This window comes from Roseibium sp. AWQ4_254 (genome assembly GCF_056161025.1).
In genome coordinates, this window is record NZ_JBSWYH010000022.1 from 97,450 (window position 1) to 114,992 (window position 17,543).

Here is a 17,543-nt window from a genome sequence, read left to right on the forward strand (position 1 = left end):
GAGTGTTTGTTGCGGTTCATTGGGTCAAAGCGCGTTGACGGGGACCTTCAGGAAGGTCTTGCCGCTCTCGTCCTTTGGCGGCAGTTGACCGGCGCGCATGTTGACCTGAAGCGACGGGATGATCAGCTTCGGCATGTCGAGCACCGCATCGCGTTCGGTCCGGAACTTGACGAACTCCTCCCGGGTCTTGCCGGCGCCCACATGAATGTTGTGGGCCTTTTCGTCTCCCACCGTTGTCTCCCACTGAATATCCCGGCCGTTCGGCCCGTAATCGTGGCACATGAACAGGCGCAGCTCATCGGGCAGGGCGAGCACCTTCTGGATGGAATCGTAGAGCGTGGCCGCATCGCCACCGGGAAAATCGGCCCTGGCAGAGCCGCCATCGGGCATGAACAGGGTGTCGCCGACAAAGGCCGCGTTGCCCATCACATGCACCATGCAGGCGGGCGTGTGGCCCGGCGTATACATGGCAAAGGCGGTCAGGGAGCCGATCTTGTAGGTATCACCATCCTTGAAAAGACGGTCGAACTGGCTGCCGTCCCGCTGAAACTCCGTGCCCTCGTTGAACACTTTGCCGAAGGTTTCCTGAACAACGGTGATCTTGTCGCCAATGCCGAGCTTGCCGCCGAGCTGCTGCTGGATATAGGGCGCCCCCGACAGATGGTCCGCATGCACATGGGTCTCGATCAGCCATTCCAGCTCAAGATCATGTTCCTTGATATGGGCAATGATCTGGTCCGCATGGTCATAGGTTATGCGCCCGGCCGCATAGTCGATATCCATGACACTGTCGACAACCGCGCATGCTTTGGAGGCCGGATCCTTTACCACATAGCTGATCGTGTTGGTTGCGGGATCGAAGAAGGCCGTCACCTCAGGGATGACCGTCATATCGACCGGGTAGTTTGAAGCGAACATCTGGTGTCTCCTTGAACGAAAGGCTGAAAGGGACGGGCGTTGCCGCGGTCAGGCGCGGGCCGGCTGGTCCTTGAAGGTCAATCGGGTCACCCCTCTGGCGGCAAGAATGCCAGCCAGAAGGGCGGCGGCGGTGAGAAGCGCATCCTGGCCTGCGAAACCAAGCACCGGGATCAAGCCGCCCGGGCAGAAACCGGCAAGGCCCCAGCCAATCCCGAAGATCGCCGATCCGGTGATGAGCCGCCGGTCCAGATCCTGCCGGGCTGGCAGGCTGAAGGCCGCAGCCAGAAGCGGACGGGGCCACCGGAACACAAGCCGGTATCCAGCGGCGGTCACGAGCAGGGCACCTCCCATCACAAAGGCGAGGCTCGGGTCCCAGCTGCCGAAAACATCGAAGAAGTTGAGTACCTTCGCCGGGTTGCCCATTCCGGAGATCAGAATACCGCATCCGAACACGAGGCCAATGGCAAAAGCGGAAAGAAGTTTGAGCATGTCACCCTCCAAACATATGACGGCTGAGGAATACGGTCACGGCGGCTGTGGCCATGAAGGTGAGGGTTGCCACGAGGGAGCGGGCCGATAGGCGCGCAAGTCCGCAGACCCCGTGGCCACTGGTGCAGCCTGATCCCAGCGATGTGCCAAGGCCGATCAGGAATCCACCTGCCACAAGCAGGACAGGGGGGGAGGACACCTGAATGTCGGGCAACTGGCCACTTGCAGCCAGCAGCACGAGCGGACTGGCAATCATGCCGGCGAGAAAGGCCGCCCGCCACGCCCAGTCCCGGCCGATATTAAATGTGAGCAGGCCATTGACGATGCCGTTGATCCCGGCAATGCGGCCATGAGCTGCCATCAGAAAGACGGCTGCAACACCGATGAGCAATCCGCCCGCGAAACTGGTGAAGGGTGTAAAATCTGTCATGATGGGCCTCAAACTACAATATATTCGAATTTATGAATATAAGTAATTGAACGCAAGCCCCGAGAGCGGCCTGCGGCATCTTGAACCAGTGTGACGGCGCAGGAAAATGTGAGGATCAAGCCTGAAAGAGGCAGGAAACAGAGGGAAAAGAAGGACCGGACAAAGTGCAGGAGGCACAACTGGAATTGGAACCGGGTTGGGGGGAAGGTGGGACCAGGTCTCAGTTCTCGGCCAGCGAGGCTGAGGGCAGGCTCAGCACCACATCTGTCCCGTCTGCGCGTTTTCGGGACATGGCGCCTGGCAGGAGCAGAGCCGGGTTCTCGGACGCAGAGGGAACGTGAAGATCGGTCCGGGGGCCGGAAAATTCGCCCATGGGCCGCAAGATATCCTCATGCACCACGCTGCCGAGATATAGCGGATGATCCTGGCCATTTTCCTCGACCTGATACCGGCTCGGCCACAGCCGGAGTACCCAGCGGCCTTCCTTGTCCGTGCCAGCGTCTTTGCGGATCAGCACCAGATCCGGCTGCCGGCCGCTTTGGCTGCGGGGCAGGATCGGCAGAGAATCGGGTGGGGTCTTGCCTTCCACGAAACCACCGGCGGAAGTGAGGGACCATTTCGGCGGGCGTTGCCAGCCGGCCTTTACAGCCTGCTGCGCAAAGTGTTCCAGGGACCCCGCATACTGGATCACCAGGGGCTCTTCCAGATCACCGTTGAGTTCGATCCGCCGGTCTGGAAGGGAGCGCCAGCCGCCATCAAACCAGTCTTGTGCGGTCAGGGTCTCGGTCTCGGCCTTTGGCTGGTAGGTCACCAGGGCCGTGTCGAAGGAAGAGGTGATATGCCAGCCGCCAAAAAGGGCCAGAGTGGCGGCCACAAGAGCGGCCAGGGTAACCCGGCCGATCTTCTCGTTGTGGATCGGGCCGAACACAAAGGCAAAGGCGGCAACCATCGCGGTACCGAACAACAGACCGGCCAGAACATCGGACATCCAGTGGGCGCCCAGATAGACCCGGGAAAAGCCGATGGTGATCACGAGGGCGGCAGTCACCGTGAAGATGCTGGCCTTGGCCCAACGGGTTAGTTCATGGGCGATCAGAACCGCGCAGATCCCGAAGAGGACGGCGGTCAGCGTCGCGTGGCCGCTGGGAAAGCTGTAGGCATGGGCGCCAGTGTAAAGGTCCAGCGGGCGCGAGCGGTGCAGCAGCAGCTTGAAGAGCGGCACAAAGGCGGCGGTGCCGGCCATGGCGATGATAAAGCCGGTTCCGCGCCGCCAGGCCTTTTTCGCAAACAGATAAAGGGTAACCACAACTGCAATCGCCGTAACGACAATCCCGTCCCCGAGCATGGTGAAAAACACCATGATCCTGTCCCCGGCCGGCGTGCGCAGGCTGTCGAAGAGATTGAGGATCGACAGATCTGCCAGCACCAGCGGTTCCCCCGGCGCGACCTCGCCGACGATCCAGAAAAAGGCGGGCACGGAGACCAGCAGTAACAGCGCGGAGGCCAGCATGCCGACCGAGCGGGGATGGGCCGGGTCAAAGGTGCGGGCAATCCACTTGGAGATCCGGTCCGGCCGGCGCGCGAACCAGGCAACAATGAGCGCATGGGCATTTGGAAACAGCGGCAGAATGATCAGAATGAGCCAGCGTCCGAGCATGACAATCAGGAAGATGACCACCAGAAGCGCGCCCAGCACCATGGCCAGCCGGCCGCTGATCTGTCCCAGAGCGTTTAGCGCGGACCCGGCCAGAATGCCCGGCCCCAGATGGGCGATGGTCCAGGCAATGGCGGAGGTCACATTGACCACGGAGAAGCGGCTGAAATTCATACCGGCCATTCCGGCAATGCCCGGAACCACCGATTTGACACCGGGCACGAAGCGGCCGAAAAACACGCTCTTGCCGCCGTGTTTTTCGAAAAACCGCTCGCCGCTTTCAACCATGTGGCTGTATTTGTTCAAAGGCCAGTTGTTCTTGAGCTGGTCCTTGAAGCGGTAGCCTACCCAATAGGAAATGGCATCTCCGGCCGTCGCACCGAGCGTGGTCCAGATCACGATGGGCAGCGCGTCCAGTTTGCCAAGGCCGATCAGGGTGCCTGCACCGACCAGAACCACGGTGGAAGGCACGAACAGGCCGACCAGAAACAGCGCCTCGCCCATGGCGGCCAGAAAGCAGATCAACCCGGCCAGCGAAGGGTTTTCCGCGATAAAGGTCAGGATGGGATCAAGAAAGTCGGTCACGGACGTGTGTCAGCCTGACGGTAAATCAAATTTTGAGAACCTGACTTCCGAAGCGGAAGAACAGGCTGAGATACGGGATACAGCTTCATATATGGGGCGATCCTGACAACCAAAAGCGAAAATTTTGTTTCTCACGCATTCCCTGATCTTTGATCTGCGCCATGGTTTTTTAAGGGCGGCTGCGACAAGATGCACTCAGATCGCTTTTTCAGGAGCCATTGATGTTTGAATCCGCCCGTTTGCCGCAAAAGATGACCAAGAAGGACTTCAAGAAACTTGAACCTGAATTGCGCGAGGCGCTTTTGTCTGCCCAGCTTCCGGTCATTGAGAAAAAGCCGTTTTCGACCCTCATCCTCGTGGATGGTCTGGACGGGGCGGGCAAGGGCGAGGCAGTCGCCCGGCTTTATGGCTGGATGGATGCGCGCCATCTGGTGTGCAATGCCTATGGCGACCCGACGGACGAAGCCCGGTCACGGCCGCCGCTGTGGCGCTATTGGCGGGACCTGCCGGCCAAGGGCGAAACCGCCATTGTGTTCGGCAGTTGGTATCAGTCGGTGCTGCGAGACTGGATCTACAAGAAGATCGATGAGGATGCGTTTGAAAAGGCGTTGGTGCGCATTCGCCGCTTTGAGGAAATGCTGGCCAATGAGGATGTATTGATCCTCAAGTTCTGGTTCTTCCTGCCGAAGGACATTCAGGAAAAGCGCCTGAAAAAGATTGAGAAGAAACAAGCCGCCCGCCATGTTCTGGCCGATTGGGCGGCCCTCAATCACCACAAACGGGCGAGCGAGGCGGGCGAGAAGATCGTTCTGGAAACCAGCAAGGGCTATGCCCCCTGGTTTGTCATTCCCTCCCAGGATGCCGAATACCGGGATGCGGCCCTGGCCCAGACAGTGGCCCGCTCCATGAGCCTCAAACTGGAAAATGGCGAAGCCCGCTCCATTGCCGCCCCGCCGGTTGTCGGTGGCTTGCAGCGGGAAACGGCGGTCGATACGATTGACCTGAGCGAAAAGCTGGACAAGGCGGCTTACGAAAAGCAGCGGGAGGCCTATCAGGAGATCCTGTCGGATCTGTCCGACAGCAAGGCGATGTCCAAGACCGGTGTGGTGCTGGTGTTTCAGGGCAATGATGCGGCAGGCAAGGGCGGGGCGATCCGCAGGGTCATCCGCCCGCTCGACCCCCGGCTTTACAAGGTTCATCCGATTTCGGCGCCCTCGGATGAGGAAAAGGCGCGCCCGTATCTGTGGCGTTTCTGGCGGCGGGTGCCGCGCAAGGGACATTTCGCGATTTTCGACCGGTCCTGGTATGAGCGTGTCCTCGTCGAACGGGTCGAAGGCTTTGCCGGTCATGACGACTGGCTGCGCGCCTATAACGAGATCAACGAGTTCGAAGAGGAGCTGACGGATTTCGGCTTCGTCATCTGCAAGTTCTGGCTTGCCATTTCCGAAGAGGAACAGCTGCGCCGCTTCAAGGCCCGCGAGGACACGGCCTATAAGCAGCACAAGATCACCGATGAGGATTGGCGCAACCGCCTGAAATGGGACCAGTATGCGATAGCGGCCGGCGATATGGTCGACCGCACCTCGACCCATTATGCCCCCTGGACTCTTGTCTCTTCTGAAGACAAGCGCCATGCGCGGGTCAAGGTTCTCAAGACAATCTGCGACCGCCTGAAGGAGCGTCTTTGAACACAGGCCCCACAAGGCCGTCCCCTATGAGGGAAGGCTGTGGAAGGTGCCGTAAAGGGTGCGGGCCACCTTCACCAGATCCCGGCTCATGTGTTTGGAGATGGAGCTGGCATTGATCAAGGTTGCCCCTTCGCCCGGGGTGATCTGCTGTTTTCGGATCAGGTCGTCCACTTCCTGAAACACGTGATCATCATGTTGGGCGGCCGCTTTGCGCAAGGCCTTGAACGCGGCCGGTGTGCGCTGGTCCGGCTCTTTGGAAAACAGGGCAAACAGCTCCCGCAGCAAATGGGCAATGACTTGGCGGATGGAATTGATCTCCGCCAGGAAGGCTGCATTGGGGGCGTCCACATCCCGGGTGGCGATCCGGTTCAACACAGCACTGTTTTTTAAAATATCCAGCATCCGCCGGCATGCCAGACGAATTGTCTGGACCTGGTCGGCCTGTTCTTTGGACAGATCGTCCTGGGCGAGAATTTTGGAGGAATAGGTGAGCATGTCCTCAAACAGCGGTTCGATGCGCCGCAGAAACAGCGTCTGGGTGTCATAAGGCTGCATCGGCCCGGCCTGATTGACAACTTCAGCCAGCGGAATTTCGGCCTGAATCTGGCTGCGCGACAGGGTCAGCCCGTGCGCGACCCCTTCAAACAGCGCATTGTTATAAAGCCGCCGCGCTTCTTTCAAAAAGGCATCAATCGCCGTTTCCGGATAGTTGGCGGACGAGGCCGTCAGATATTTCGGGAGCGCAAATTCCAGTTCCGGATCCGGCTGCTCGGGCAGAGCCCGGGTGACCAGCCTGGCAAGGGGCCCGACAAACCCGATCTGTAGCGTGATGTTCAAAATATTGAAGCAGCTATGGAAGAGGGCGAGGCCTAAGGGCACGGCCGCCATGTCGGCCAGGGGCGAGCCGGCACCCGTAAAAAGCGCGATTTCGCTGACCAGGGCAACAAGCGGTCCAAGCAGCACCAGCGCCCAGGTCACCCCGAACAGATTGACAAACAGATGGGCGAGGGCCGCCCGTTTGGCATTGGTGTTGGCGACCAGTGCCGCGAGATTGGCGGTAATTGTCGTCCCGACATTCTCCCCCAGAATAATGGCCGCCGCAGCCTCGAAAGGCAGCCAGCCCTGGCTTGCAGCCACAATGGTGATGGCCATGGTCGCGCTGGAAGATTGCAGCACGACAGTGAGCGCGGTTCCGATCAGCAGGAACAGCAGCGTGGAGGCGAAGCCATAGCCCGAGGCCTGTTCGATAAACGTGAAGACCGCCGGATTGTTCTGCAGATCCGGCACACTGTCTTTCATGAAGTCCAGGCCGATGAACAGCAGGCCAAAGCCGAGAATGACGCCACCCCATTTGCGCGCCTGTGCCGACGATAGCGAAAACAGCACAAAGCCGACGGCCATCAGCGGGATGGCAATTGCCGTCATGGAGACGCCAAAGCCCAGAAGGGCGATGAGCCAGGCGGTGAAGGTGGTGCCGATATTGGCGCCCATGATCACCGGAATGGCCCCTTTAAGGGTCAGCAGCCCGGCATTGACGAAGCTGACCACCATGAGGGTGGTGGCGGACGAAGACTGAATGACGCAGGTGATGAACACCCCGGTCAGCACGCCCTTGCCCCGGTTGGACGTAAGTTTGCCCAGGGTGGTTCTCAGGCGCCGCCCGGCAAGCTCGGACAGGGCTTCGCTCATGACCTTCATGCCATACAGAAACAGGCCGAGCGCCCCGGCAAGGTTCAGCAGGATGATCATGGTCAGCTCCCCTTTTTCAGGTCTTCATCCGGGCCTTTGGTCTTATTCTTGCGCAGGCTCCCCCGAATTTCAGAGCGCCTGCGCCAGATAGTCAATGGCCGCCTGGACGCCACCCTTGCCAAAGGGAATGTCCAGCTTTTCCAGTCCAAGTTCGATGGCCGATAGCGTGCCCAGCAGCATGACCGCATTGACATGGCCCATATGGGCGATCCGGACGCCTTGTCCTGACAGCGACCCGATCGCGCCGCCAATGGTCACGCCGCAGACATCTTTTGTGAAGGCGCGCAACTCGGCCGCCCTGCCATTGTCAATCCGCACGACCGTCACGCTGTTGGACCGGGCATGGGGCTCGGCGATGTTGAAATGCAGGGCGCCGCCGCGGGCCCACTCGGCAACCGCGCGGCGGGTGGCTTCTGCCAGGAGGGCATGGCGGTGCCAGGCCTGTTCCAGGCCTTCTTCAAAGATAAGCTCCAGGCCTTTTTCAAAGGCGTAGAGCAGATGCTCGGGCGGTGTGCCGCAATATTTCTGATAGTGTTCCGGCCCTTGGCGGAACGTCCAGTCGGTGTAGTTGGTGCGCAAGGTGGCGGTTTCGTGGGCCCTGTCCGCCTTTGGGCTGGCGGCCACAAAAGAAAGGCCCGGCGGACACATGAGGCCCTTCTGGGACCCGGTCAGAGCCACATCAACGCCCCAGGCGTCCATTTCAAAGGGCATGCAGCCGAGGGAGGCAATGGTGTCAACCATGAACAGGGCCGGATGCCCGGCTGCGTCAATCGCCTTGCGCAGGGCGGCTATATCGTTCCATACGCCTGAAGCCGTATCCACCTGTACCACAAGAATGGCTGCGATCTCATGGCTGCTGTCCTGTTTCAGCCGCGCTTCGAGGGCGGCCGGGTCGACAGCCTTGTCCCAGGCGCCTTCCAGAACGTCTACTTCAAGTCCGGTGACCTGCGCAGCCTCGCCCCAGCCAAGGGCAAAGCGGCCGGATTCCAGCGCCAGAACCTTGTCGCCCCGCTTCAATGTGTTGCACAGCGCAGCATCCCAGGCCCCATGGCCATTGGCGGCGTAGATGTAGGTTTTGCCTTCGGTCCGGAACAGGCGCTTCAAACCTGCAAGGCAGGTGCCGGTGGCCTCCAGAAGCGGGCCTTCATAGATATCGACGGCGGGCTTGTGCATGGCCCGCAGGACTTCTTCCGGCACATTTGTCGGTCCGGGAATCATCAGGAATTCTTTGCCGTGGCGAAGAGGCATGGGCGATCCTTTGTCGAGGAGCAGGGTCTCAGGAGAGGTTGAAAACGGGCCGCGACCCAGCTTGGGAGAGTTCAGCCAGCCAAGGTCGCCTGCAATCGGAACAAGGTCAAGCGAACTTAACGCACCTTTGCAACATCTTGGGTGAGTGTAGAAAAGTATAAGACACGTACTGCGGGATTTTGCTTGGCAAAACGAACAAGGTGCAGGAAACTGTGAGTGTGCTCAAATCGGCCTTGGAAACGGGGCTGATATGGCGTAACACTATGAATTACAAGACATATGAGCGTGGTGCATGCATTCACCATGTGCGCAAATGACTCATGCTTGAAAAGAAAATGTCTTGTTTCCGTTAAGTAATAGCATCAATCTGATGCCGTTCCGGATTGTCGGTCAGGCGCTGCAACATGATTTTGGTCGAAGAAGGACAGAGCCCTCTTATCCTGTGCCTGCCCCATAGCGGCACGGACGTGCCCAAACCTGTGGCCGGACGGCTGAATGCAACGGGCCGGCTGCAGGCGGATCTGGCCTGGCGCCTGGAGCGTGTCTTTGAAATCCACCGGGAACTGGATGCAACGGTCCTGAGATCATCGATTTCAAGATATGTAGTCGATCCGGACAAGGAGCCCGGACCCGAAAATGGAGCGCCGGGCGGCACAGAGGCCGGTCTTTGCCCGTTGGAAACCCTGGACGAGAAGCGGATCTATCTGGAGGGGGAAGACCCGGGCCCGACAGAGATTGAACAGCGGGTTCTTCTGTTTCACGCGCCGTTTCACAGGGCTCTGCGCCAGCAGGTTGACCGGCTGCTGCGCAAACACAGGCGGGTCATTCTTCTCGACTGCCAGTCCATGCGCTCCCAGATCAAGGGCGTGACGGGCAGTGGTCTGCCTCTGGTCAATATCGGCACCCAAGAAGGCGCGTCCTGCGACACAGGATTGCGGGATGTTTTTGTCAGCGGGTTTGCCGGTGTCGACGGTTTCACGGTTGCCATTGACGAACACACCCAAGGCGGGTTTATCACGCGCTCATACGGGCGGCCGGAGCGCGGGTTGAACTGCCTCACGCTTCTTCTGGCCCAGCGGGCCTATCTTCGCCACGAGTCGCCGCCCTTTGAGCCTGACAAGACCCGGCTGGCACGATTGCAGACGATTCTGTCCGACAGCCTGTCACGGATGATCGACTGGTGCAGCATTCAGGACCCGGTCTCAGGTCCATCGGACCAGGACGAGATCTTTGAACCGGAGGAGGCCGCAGACCCGGCGCCTGAGGCTTCTCAGGCGGTGGAAGATGGCGGTGCAGATAAGCTGCAGCCGGATTTTGAAGCCGCTTTTGAAGAAGCTGTCAGGCTGGAGGTCGCCGAATAGGTCTTGTGTAGCGGTCTGCGCAGCCGTCAGACCACATTTTTTTCCGAAATCGGAGCCTTTGCGGCCAGCCGGTCGAAGGAGAGCGGTGACAAGTCCAGAGACTGATAGGCGCCGGTCGCGATCAGTTCGGCGAGCCCGCGGCCAATGGCCGGGGCCTGCTGCAGGCCGTGTCCGGAAAACCCGAGCGCCATGAAAAAACCGTCCAGCCCGGCTGCCGGACCCACAAAGGCATTGTGATCAAAGAGGTTCATGTCATAGGTCCCGGCCCAGGATGGACCGGGCCGGATCGCCTCAAAGGCCGGGACGCGTTCAGCCAGAACCGGCCAGATATGCTCCTCAAACAGAGTATGGTCGACGTCGAAATCCGTGCAGTCCGGGTCCTGACCGGCAGGCGGTGCGGAGCCGCAGATAAAGCCGGTGCCCTCCGGGCGCACATAAGTGCCGGTCGGGTCGATCAGCAGGGGAAAGCCGGAGAGGGTGTCCCGGCATTCAAAAGTGAAGACGCAGCGCTTGCGCGGGACGATGGGAACGGAAAGACCGGCCTGGGCGCAAATTTCGGCCCCGCCGGAGGCCCCGGCGCAATTGACCACCACCGGTGTGGACAAGGTGTCCCCGGTGGACAGGGACACGGTCCAGCCGCCGCCCGTGCGGGGGGCAATACCGGCTTTGGCAGCCAGGTAGTCAACGCCAAGGGAGCGGGCCTTCTTGCGGAAGGCCTGCATCAGGCCGTAGCCGTCAAACCAGCCCTCGCCAGTCAGGCCGTGGCAGCCGGCGGCCAGGTCTGAGACCGTGAGCCAGGGAAAGCGTGCCTTGAGCCCGTCCGCATCGAACAGGGCAATATCTGCCCCAAGTTCCTGCTGCAGGGCATGGTTTCCCCTCAGAATGTCCGCCTTTCCGGGCGTGGCAAGGAAGAGATAGCCGCCTTCCTGCAGGCCGATTTCCGGGGCCTCGCCATCGACCGCCAGTTTGGCGCCGATGTCGCGCAGGAAGCGGATGCCATAGAGGGAGATCTCGATATTGATGGCCGTCGAAAACTGCTGGCGGATCGAGGCTGCAGAACGGGCGGAGGCACAGATCTCATAGGCGGGATCGGCTTCTACAACCGCAATCCGCCCGGAAAAATCGTCGCGCATTGCCAGGTGGCAGGCAACGGCCGATCCGACGGCGGCCCCGCCGATGATGACCACATCCGCAGTCTGTTGTGTCATGCTGGTGTCCCGGTTGGATTGGAACGCATCGCGTTCATATCAGTTCAAACCATTTTGTCTTTTGCGTTGAAATCTCTGATTTCAGGCAGCGAAAGGCAAATCCGATGAGACGCGATTTGCCTCAAGACAAAACGGCGCGGATCAAATGCCGCGCCGCCATTTGGGAAGGCCGCTGTGCTCAGAAAAAGGCCTGCAGGCCGGTCTGGGCGCGGCCCAGGATCAGCGCGTGCACGTCATGGGTGCCTTCATAGGTGTTGACCGTTTCCAGATTCTGGGCGTGGCGCATGATATGGTATTCTTCCTGAATACCATTGCCGCCATGCATGTCGCGGGACTGGCGGGCGATCTCCAGGGCCTTGCCGCAATTGTTCCGCTTGATCAGGGAGATCATTTCCGGCGACACCTTGCCCGCATCAAACAGCTGGCCGACCCGGAGCGCGGCCTGAAGGCCAAGGGTAATTTCGGTCTGCATGTCCGCCAGCTTTTTCTGGAACAGCTGGGTCTGGGCCAGTGGGCGGCCGAACTGTTCCCGGTCGAGGCCATATTGACGCGCACGGGTCCAGCAGTCTTCAGCTGCGCCCATGGAGCCCCAGGCAATGCCGTAACGCGCACGGTTCAGACAGCCGAACGGGCCTTTCAGGCCGGAGACATTCGGCAGCAGCGCCTCTTCGCCCACTTCCACCCCGTCCATGACAATCTCGCCGGTGATGGAGGCGCGCAGGGACAGCTTGCCGCCGATTTTCGGGGCCGAAAGACCCTTCAGGCCTTTGTCCAGAACAAAGCCGCGGATGGCGCCGTCATGGGCTTCCGATTTGGCCCAGACCACAAAAACATCGGCGATCGGCGAATTGGAGATCCACATTTTCGAACCGGTCAGCTTGTAGCCGCCGTCAATCTTTTCCGCTCGGGTGCGCATACCGGCCGGATCGGAGCCCGCATCCGGTTCGGTCAGGCCGAAACAGCCGACAAACTCGCCGGTGGCCAGCTTCGGCAGGTATTTCCGGTGCTGTTCTTCCGAGCCATAAGCATAGATCGGATACATGACCAGCGAGGACTGCACGCTCATCATGGAGCGGTATCCGGAATCCACCCGCTCGACCTCCCGGGCCACCAGGCCATAGGCGACGTAAGAGGCCCCGGCACAGCCATATTCTTCCGGTAGGGTGACACCGAGCAGGCCCAGTTCGCCCATCTCGTTGAAGATGCCACGCTCGGTGGTTTCTTCCCGGTAGGCGTCGATTACCCGTGGAAGCAGCTTTTCCTGGGCATAGGCACGGGCCGTTTCCTGAATCAGCTGCTCGTCTTCGGCCAGCTGCTCGCGCAGGTGAAACGGGTCTTGCCAGTCGAAAGTGCCGCCGCCGGATGGGGAGGACTTGACGTTGACGGGTGCATTCATGGCTCTACTCCGGTGACAGGCCGCTGAGAAACGGACCCGGTATGATACATGGCCGGCTTGTTGAACGGCCGATGGGGACATAGCTTGCAAGGACGCGAAAAAGCGGCTGTTCGCACCATACCCTCTACCTGACTTCATTCTGATTGAGCGAGTTTGGACGAGAATTCAGTTGCAGAAAAGCGAATGCTGGTCCATCGTTCATGACAAATTGGAATGAATTCGGCAAAAGACCATGCGACGCGCCTTTATCCCTTCGGCAGATACGCTGATTGCCTTTGAATGCGCGGCCCGGCATCTGAGCTTCACACGCGCGGCGGAAGAATTGCACCTGACCCAGGGGGCTGTGTCAAAACAGGTCCGCCATCTGGAAGACCGGTTGGGGGTTGAATTGTTCCGCCGGGTGCGCCAGCGCATTGTTCTGACCGATGCCGGGCGCTTGTACCTTCATGACATTCGCGGCGCGCTGGAGCAGATGACGGCGGCTACCCGCCAGGTCATGTCCTATGCGGGCAGCGCGGATGTCTTGAACCTGGCGGTGCTGCCCACCTTCGGCACCCGCTGGCTGGCGCCAAGGCTGGCAGAGTTTGGCCGCCGCTATCCGGATGCGGGGCTGAACCTGAGCGTGCGTTTGCAGCCGTTTGATTTTGACGAGGAACCCTTTGACGGAGCCATCCACCATGGCGACCCGGTCTGGGCAGGAGCGATCACCGAGCGGCTCTTTGCCGAAGAGGTGATCCCTGTGGCCTCCCGGGTGTTCCGGGACCGGCATGGCATCCGCAGCCCGGAAGATTTGGTCCGGGTGCCACGCCTGCAGCTGGCCACCCGGCCGCTTGCCTGGCGGCAATGGTTTGATCTGGCCGGGGTGGAAACGGAAACGGCCTTTCAAGGGGCCCGTTTCGAACAATTTGTCATGATATCGGAGGCCGCGATCCATCATGCAGGGGCGGCCCTGATTCCACGGTTTTTCGTGGAGGCGGAACTGGCCTCGGGCCGGCTGGTGCGCCTGTTCGACTTGTCGCTGGACCAGCAGACGGCCTATCACTTTGTCTATCCGGAAGGGCGCACTATGCGCCCGGTCGTCAAGGCGTTCCGGCAATGGCTGACGGAAGAAGCCAGAACCGCCCGGGTCAAACGTGAAACCATGCTGCCGGAGTGAACGGACATGTGGAAAAACAGTCAGGGGATGTTAGGCGGTTGAGCAAGACAGACACACAGCATCTCAGGCTCATCCTCAATGGCAAGTCGGCCGGCCGCAGTGATGTGCGTGCGGCAGTGTCGGCGGTGCGGGAGAGGGGCCATGAGGTGTCCGTGCGTGTGACCTATGAAGCGGGCGATACCCAGCGGCTGGCCCTTGAGGCCCTGCGCGATCACGAAGAGATGCCGATCAGTACGCTGGTGAGCGGCGGCGGTGATGGCACGCTCCATGAAATCGTCGACGCGGTGCTGCGCCGGACGCCCCCAGATCACAAGCCGCCCTTTGCCTTCGCGGTTCTGCCGCTCGGTACGGCCAATGATTTCGCCCGCCATATCCGCCTGGATCCGGCCGATGTGACCGCCTGCCTGCGCTTTGCGGTGCGGGCCAGCGCCAAGCCAACGGATGTGGGCGAGATCAATGGCAGTTTTTTTGTCAACATGGCGACCGGCGGGTTCGGCACGCAGGTTACCTCCCAGACCGACCCGAAATTGAAACGGGTGTTGGGCGGAGCCGCCTATCTGTTTACCGGGCTCAACCGATTTTCTGAACTGGCCGCCTGCGAGGGGCGGATCGAGGCGGAAGACTTTTCCTGGGAGGGGGCGTTCCTGGCGCTTGCCATCGGCAATGGCCGCCGGGCGGGTGGCGGCATCCGCCTGTGCCCGCGCGCCAAACTGGATGACGGGTTTCTGGACCTGACCCTCTTGCCTGTTCCAAAGGGTGGCGGTGTCACAGATCTGCTGTCGGTGCTGCTGGAAAGCGGGGTAGACGGCCTGCCCTCCGCGCTGATCCAGCGCAAGGCCCGTTCAGTTTCCATCCAGACGGACAAACCCGTCCAGTTCAACCTGGACGGCGAACCGATGAATGGACAGGACTTCCAGATTGGGATAAGGCACCACCAGATTAATGTGCGGCGCTAGCGGCTGTTCGCCCGCTGACATGCCGTTTCCAAAAGACAGATTGAAGTTCCTGCCCTGATGGATGAATACCAGCTCAAGAATTTTTTGAAATTTGCCCCGGCGCGCCTGGGGCTGGTTCGCAAGAAGCACTTGCTGGTGCATATTCCGAAAAATGGGGGCATGGCGATACGTCATGCCCCCGAACTTCAGGATCGGGTCATTCTTGCCCATCGAAGGCGGCTGAAAAGCAAGGCTTATGCTGATGGTCTGAAACAGCATATGCAGAAAAAGGGCGGCCAGCCTAGCTATGAACATGCACGCTATCGAGATGTCGATATTTCTGTTCGCAAGGCAACAACTGCATTTTCTGTCGTCCGAAACCCGTGGTCCAGAACAGTCTCACGTTTCAAGTTTGCCTTACAGACCCGTGTCAATGAAACGGAAGGAAGCAAGCGGTTCGATCGGACCGGCTTTGAGACGTTTCTGAACGAGCGACATATGTGGGGCGGGGAAGATTATTTCTGGCATCGCGCAATTAGGGGCTGGTATCCGCAGTTGGATTACCTTGTGGACGAGAACAGCCGGGTTCCGGTTAACGTGCTGCGTCAGGAGCACCTGACGGAAGAGATAGGAAAATACTTTCTGCTAAAGGGAGATTTGAAGCGTCGAAATGTTAGTAAGATATCAGATGAGAACTATCGAGATATTTACACTAATAAGACAATACAAATAATTGCGGACTGGTATGCTGTAGACATCGATCGGTTCGGCTTTGATTTTGATACGCCAGCGTCGAAGAATACTTACTTTACGGAGGATCGCGGCTGGGAGGAACTGGCCAATGATTGAGGGCTCTATTGAGACCCGTCTGAACGCTGCCTTTGCGTCACCGGACATTCACCGCGTCACTGTTCCGGATGAGGGGGTGGTGGCTGTCATCCTCGCTTATAATGAAGCGCTGCGATTTCCTTATTTTCTGGAACATCACCGAAAACTTGGTGTCGCCCACTTCATTGTTGTCGAAAACAATTCTAGCGATGATACCTCCACGCTTCTGGCAAACTATTCTGATGTGAGCGTTGTTCGAACCGACAGACCTTACCGGGACCATAAGTCAGTCTGGCGCCAATTGGTTTGTGAGCGGTACCTGCAGAACCGCTGGGTGATCTTTCCCGACGTCGATGAGCTTTTTGTCTATCCGGGCTGGCCCGAGCGGTCGATTGATGAACTTGTGAATTCCCTTGATGCAGGGCAACACCGGGCGTTGTTTTGTCCCATGGTTGACATGTACCCAAAGGGTCCGCTGATGGAGCTGAATTACAGGGCAGGCGACAGTTTTTTGGATGCCAGTCCTTTTTTCGACGGAAACGGGTACCGATACTGTCCGCTTAAGGGGAGCCATCGGAAACGATACAAGTCGCCGTCCCGTCATTTGTTTGGTGGAACGCGAGAACGGCTGTTTCACCAGAATGCCAAACGCCCGGCAAGCTTTCTGGACAGGGCACTGCTCGACCGGATTTTTTCAATTCGCTCGCGTGCTCCCGAGACGGCTATCGGACGGATCGTCGATCATTTGCTGTTCAAGCTGGTGAAGGACGCACTTCCGGACACCGCCGCCGTGCAGAGCAAGATTCCCCTGATAAAATGGCGAAGCGACTTCAAGTTCTCCGGAGGTGTGCATGGCATCGACAAGCAGATCAGCGTCGCACCCGACTGGGGCGCGTTGTTGCACTTCAAGTATCTCGACGACTTTCAAAGCAAGGTAACCGAGGCGATCGCCCGCAAACAGCACACCGGCGATGCGGGGCATTATCGCGACTACGATGCGCAAATGGCCCGGCTGATGGAGCAGGGACTTTCTGATGACTGTAGCGTTAAGTTCACGGGAACTAAAGCCCTGCTGGCATGTGGTTTGATGAGAAGTGTTGAGGGAAGCGGATAGGCGACCATCTGTCTCTAAAAAATTGACGACGGACAGTGACTCCTTAGGCTTCCCAAGCGCCTTCGAATTTGGTTCAGAATGGCAAACACAAGGAGTTTGCCTTGGGTGGTGTGACCTTGCAGGTTATCTGGGATTGGGTCCTGCGGTTTAATGCCAAGGGCCCAGACGGATTGATTGACGTGAAAAATGCGGGGTGTCGCAAGAAGCTTGATAACACGCAGCGCAGGCTGCTGATCGAGCGTGTCGAGCGCGGCCCCTATCCCTCGGTGGACGGTGTTGTGCGTTGGCGCCTTAAGGACCTTGCGGTTTGGATCGTGTCAGAGTTCGGCATTTGCGTTGAAGAGCGCACAGTGTCGCGGGAGTTGAAGCGCGCTGGCTGCCGGCGTTTGACCGCCCCTCCGCTGCATCCGGCGCAGAACGAATTTGCCGTTGAGGCTTTCAAAAAAACGTCCCCGGCGTGTTGGCGGAAATCCGAGAGCGGCTTGCAGGGGGAACCCAAAGAGAAGTCTGGTTTCAGGATGAGGCGCGGGTCGGCCAAAAGACCAAGATCACACGGCGATGGGCCAAACGTGGAACACGACCACGTGTCGCCAAAGACCAGCGGACGAAATCAACTTGGATCTTTGGCGCCATCTGTCCAGCACGCGGTGTCGGCGCGGCCCGGATTTGGCGCGCGCATGGACAAGGCCCCCTGCGGAGTATGACTTCATCCTGTCGCCTGCGGTCACGGTCCCGGCCTTTGAGGCGGGCCTGGAAGTTCCGGCCGGCTCCGGCCTGAGCCGCT

Annotated in this window: 15 protein-coding genes and 1 pseudogene; 8 read left to right on the top strand and 8 right to left on the bottom strand. The window is 59.5% G+C overall.

All coding sequences use genetic code 11. The annotated features are described in order from the left end of the window. Positions 1 to 24 precede the first annotated feature (24 nt). The 4 genes from ACXAIC_RS17300 to ACXAIC_RS17315 all read right to left on the bottom strand — a co-directional run bounded on the left by ACXAIC_RS17300 (position 25) and on the right by ACXAIC_RS17315 (position 4,076). Positions 25 to 918, bottom strand: coding sequence for an MBL fold metallo-hydrolase (locus tag ACXAIC_RS17300; protein ID WP_475182720.1), 894 nt, complete (start codon positions 916 to 918; stop codon positions 25 to 27). A 48-nt stretch (positions 919 to 966) separates the two neighbouring features. Next, on the bottom strand, positions 967 to 1,407 hold the full coding sequence (locus ACXAIC_RS17305; protein ID WP_475182725.1) for a DUF6691 family protein: 441 nt from the start codon (positions 1,405 to 1,407) through the stop codon (positions 967 to 969). 1 nt (position 1,408) lies between these two features. Beyond that, positions 1,409 to 1,837 carry a YeeE/YedE family protein gene (locus ACXAIC_RS17310; protein WP_475182728.1) on the bottom strand — a complete coding sequence of 143 codons (429 nt, stop codon included), beginning with the start codon at positions 1,835 to 1,837 and terminating at the stop codon, positions 1,409 to 1,411. Positions 1,838 to 2,057: 220 nt separating this feature from the next. Then, on the bottom strand, positions 2,058 to 4,076 hold the full coding sequence (locus ACXAIC_RS17315; RefSeq protein WP_475182734.1) for a bifunctional DedA family/phosphatase PAP2 family protein: 2,019 nt from the start codon (positions 4,074 to 4,076) through the stop codon (positions 2,058 to 2,060). A 221-nt stretch (positions 4,077 to 4,297) separates the two neighbouring features. On the opposite strand from ACXAIC_RS17315, the gene pap reads away from it, so the two are divergent. Beyond that, positions 4,298 to 5,764, top strand: coding sequence for a polyphosphate:AMP phosphotransferase (gene pap / locus ACXAIC_RS17320; protein WP_475182741.1), 1,467 nt, complete (start codon positions 4,298 to 4,300; stop codon positions 5,762 to 5,764). 24 nt (positions 5,765 to 5,788) lie between these two features. Here pap and ACXAIC_RS17325 read toward each other — a convergent pair whose 3' ends face one another. Both ACXAIC_RS17325 and ACXAIC_RS17330 read right to left on the bottom strand, forming a co-directional pair. Further along, positions 5,789 to 7,513, bottom strand: a complete 1,725-nt coding sequence (locus tag ACXAIC_RS17325; RefSeq protein ID WP_475182745.1) for a Na/Pi cotransporter family protein — start codon at positions 7,511 to 7,513, stop codon at positions 5,789 to 5,791. A 69-nt stretch (positions 7,514 to 7,582) separates the two neighbouring features. After that, entirely contained in the window at positions 7,583 to 8,761 is a 1,179-nt protein-coding gene (locus ACXAIC_RS17330; protein ID WP_475182749.1) for a pyridoxal-phosphate-dependent aminotransferase family protein, read from the bottom strand. 404 nt (positions 8,762 to 9,165) lie between these two features. On the opposite strand from ACXAIC_RS17330, the gene ACXAIC_RS17335 reads away from it, so the two are divergent. Then, a complete protein-coding gene (locus ACXAIC_RS17335) occupies positions 9,166 to 10,122 on the top strand; it encodes an N-formylglutamate amidohydrolase (protein WP_475182753.1) in 957 nt (318 codons plus the stop codon). 26 nt (positions 10,123 to 10,148) lie between these two features. On the opposite strand, the gene ACXAIC_RS17340 is transcribed toward ACXAIC_RS17335, so the two are convergent. Continuing rightward, positions 10,149 to 11,330, bottom strand: coding sequence for an NAD(P)/FAD-dependent oxidoreductase (locus ACXAIC_RS17340; RefSeq protein WP_475182758.1), 1,182 nt, complete (start codon positions 11,328 to 11,330; stop codon positions 10,149 to 10,151). A 178-nt stretch (positions 11,331 to 11,508) separates the two neighbouring features. Next, on the bottom strand, positions 11,509 to 12,726 hold the full coding sequence (locus ACXAIC_RS17345; protein WP_475182762.1) for an acyl-CoA dehydrogenase: 1,218 nt from the start codon (positions 12,724 to 12,726) through the stop codon (positions 11,509 to 11,511). A gap of 232 nt (positions 12,727 to 12,958) precedes the next feature. Here ACXAIC_RS17345 and ACXAIC_RS17350 point away from each other — a divergent pair, with 232 nt between their 5' ends. The 6 genes and pseudogenes from ACXAIC_RS17350 to ACXAIC_RS17375 all read left to right on the top strand — a co-directional run bounded on the left by ACXAIC_RS17350 (position 12,959) and on the right by ACXAIC_RS17375 (position 17,537). After that, positions 12,959 to 13,882, top strand: a complete 924-nt coding sequence (locus tag ACXAIC_RS17350; protein ID WP_475182766.1) for a LysR substrate-binding domain-containing protein — start codon at positions 12,959 to 12,961, stop codon at positions 13,880 to 13,882. A gap of 38 nt (positions 13,883 to 13,920) precedes the next feature. Beyond that, on the top strand, positions 13,921 to 14,838 hold the full coding sequence (yegS, locus tag ACXAIC_RS17355) for a lipid kinase YegS (protein WP_475182769.1): 918 nt from the start codon (positions 13,921 to 13,923) through the stop codon (positions 14,836 to 14,838). 57 nt (positions 14,839 to 14,895) lie between these two features. Continuing rightward, on the top strand, positions 14,896 to 15,666 hold the full coding sequence (locus ACXAIC_RS17360; protein ID WP_475182770.1) for a sulfotransferase family protein: 771 nt from the start codon (positions 14,896 to 14,898) through the stop codon (positions 15,664 to 15,666). Continuing rightward, positions 15,659 to 16,759 carry a glycosyltransferase family 2 protein gene (locus ACXAIC_RS17365; protein ID WP_475182773.1) on the top strand — a complete coding sequence of 367 codons (1,101 nt, stop codon included), beginning with the start codon at positions 15,659 to 15,661 and terminating at the stop codon, positions 16,757 to 16,759. Before ACXAIC_RS17360 ends, ACXAIC_RS17365 begins: the two co-directional genes overlap by 8 nt. Positions 16,760 to 16,869: 110 nt before the next feature. After that, positions 16,870 to 17,199 (top strand): annotated as a pseudogene (locus tag ACXAIC_RS17370) (helix-turn-helix domain-containing protein); the annotation flags it as partial. A gap of 17 nt (positions 17,200 to 17,216) precedes the next feature. Beyond that, a complete protein-coding gene (locus ACXAIC_RS17375) occupies positions 17,217 to 17,537 on the top strand; it encodes a transposase (RefSeq protein ID WP_475182791.1) in 321 nt (106 codons plus the stop codon). The last annotated feature ends 6 nt before the right edge of the window (positions 17,538 to 17,543 follow it).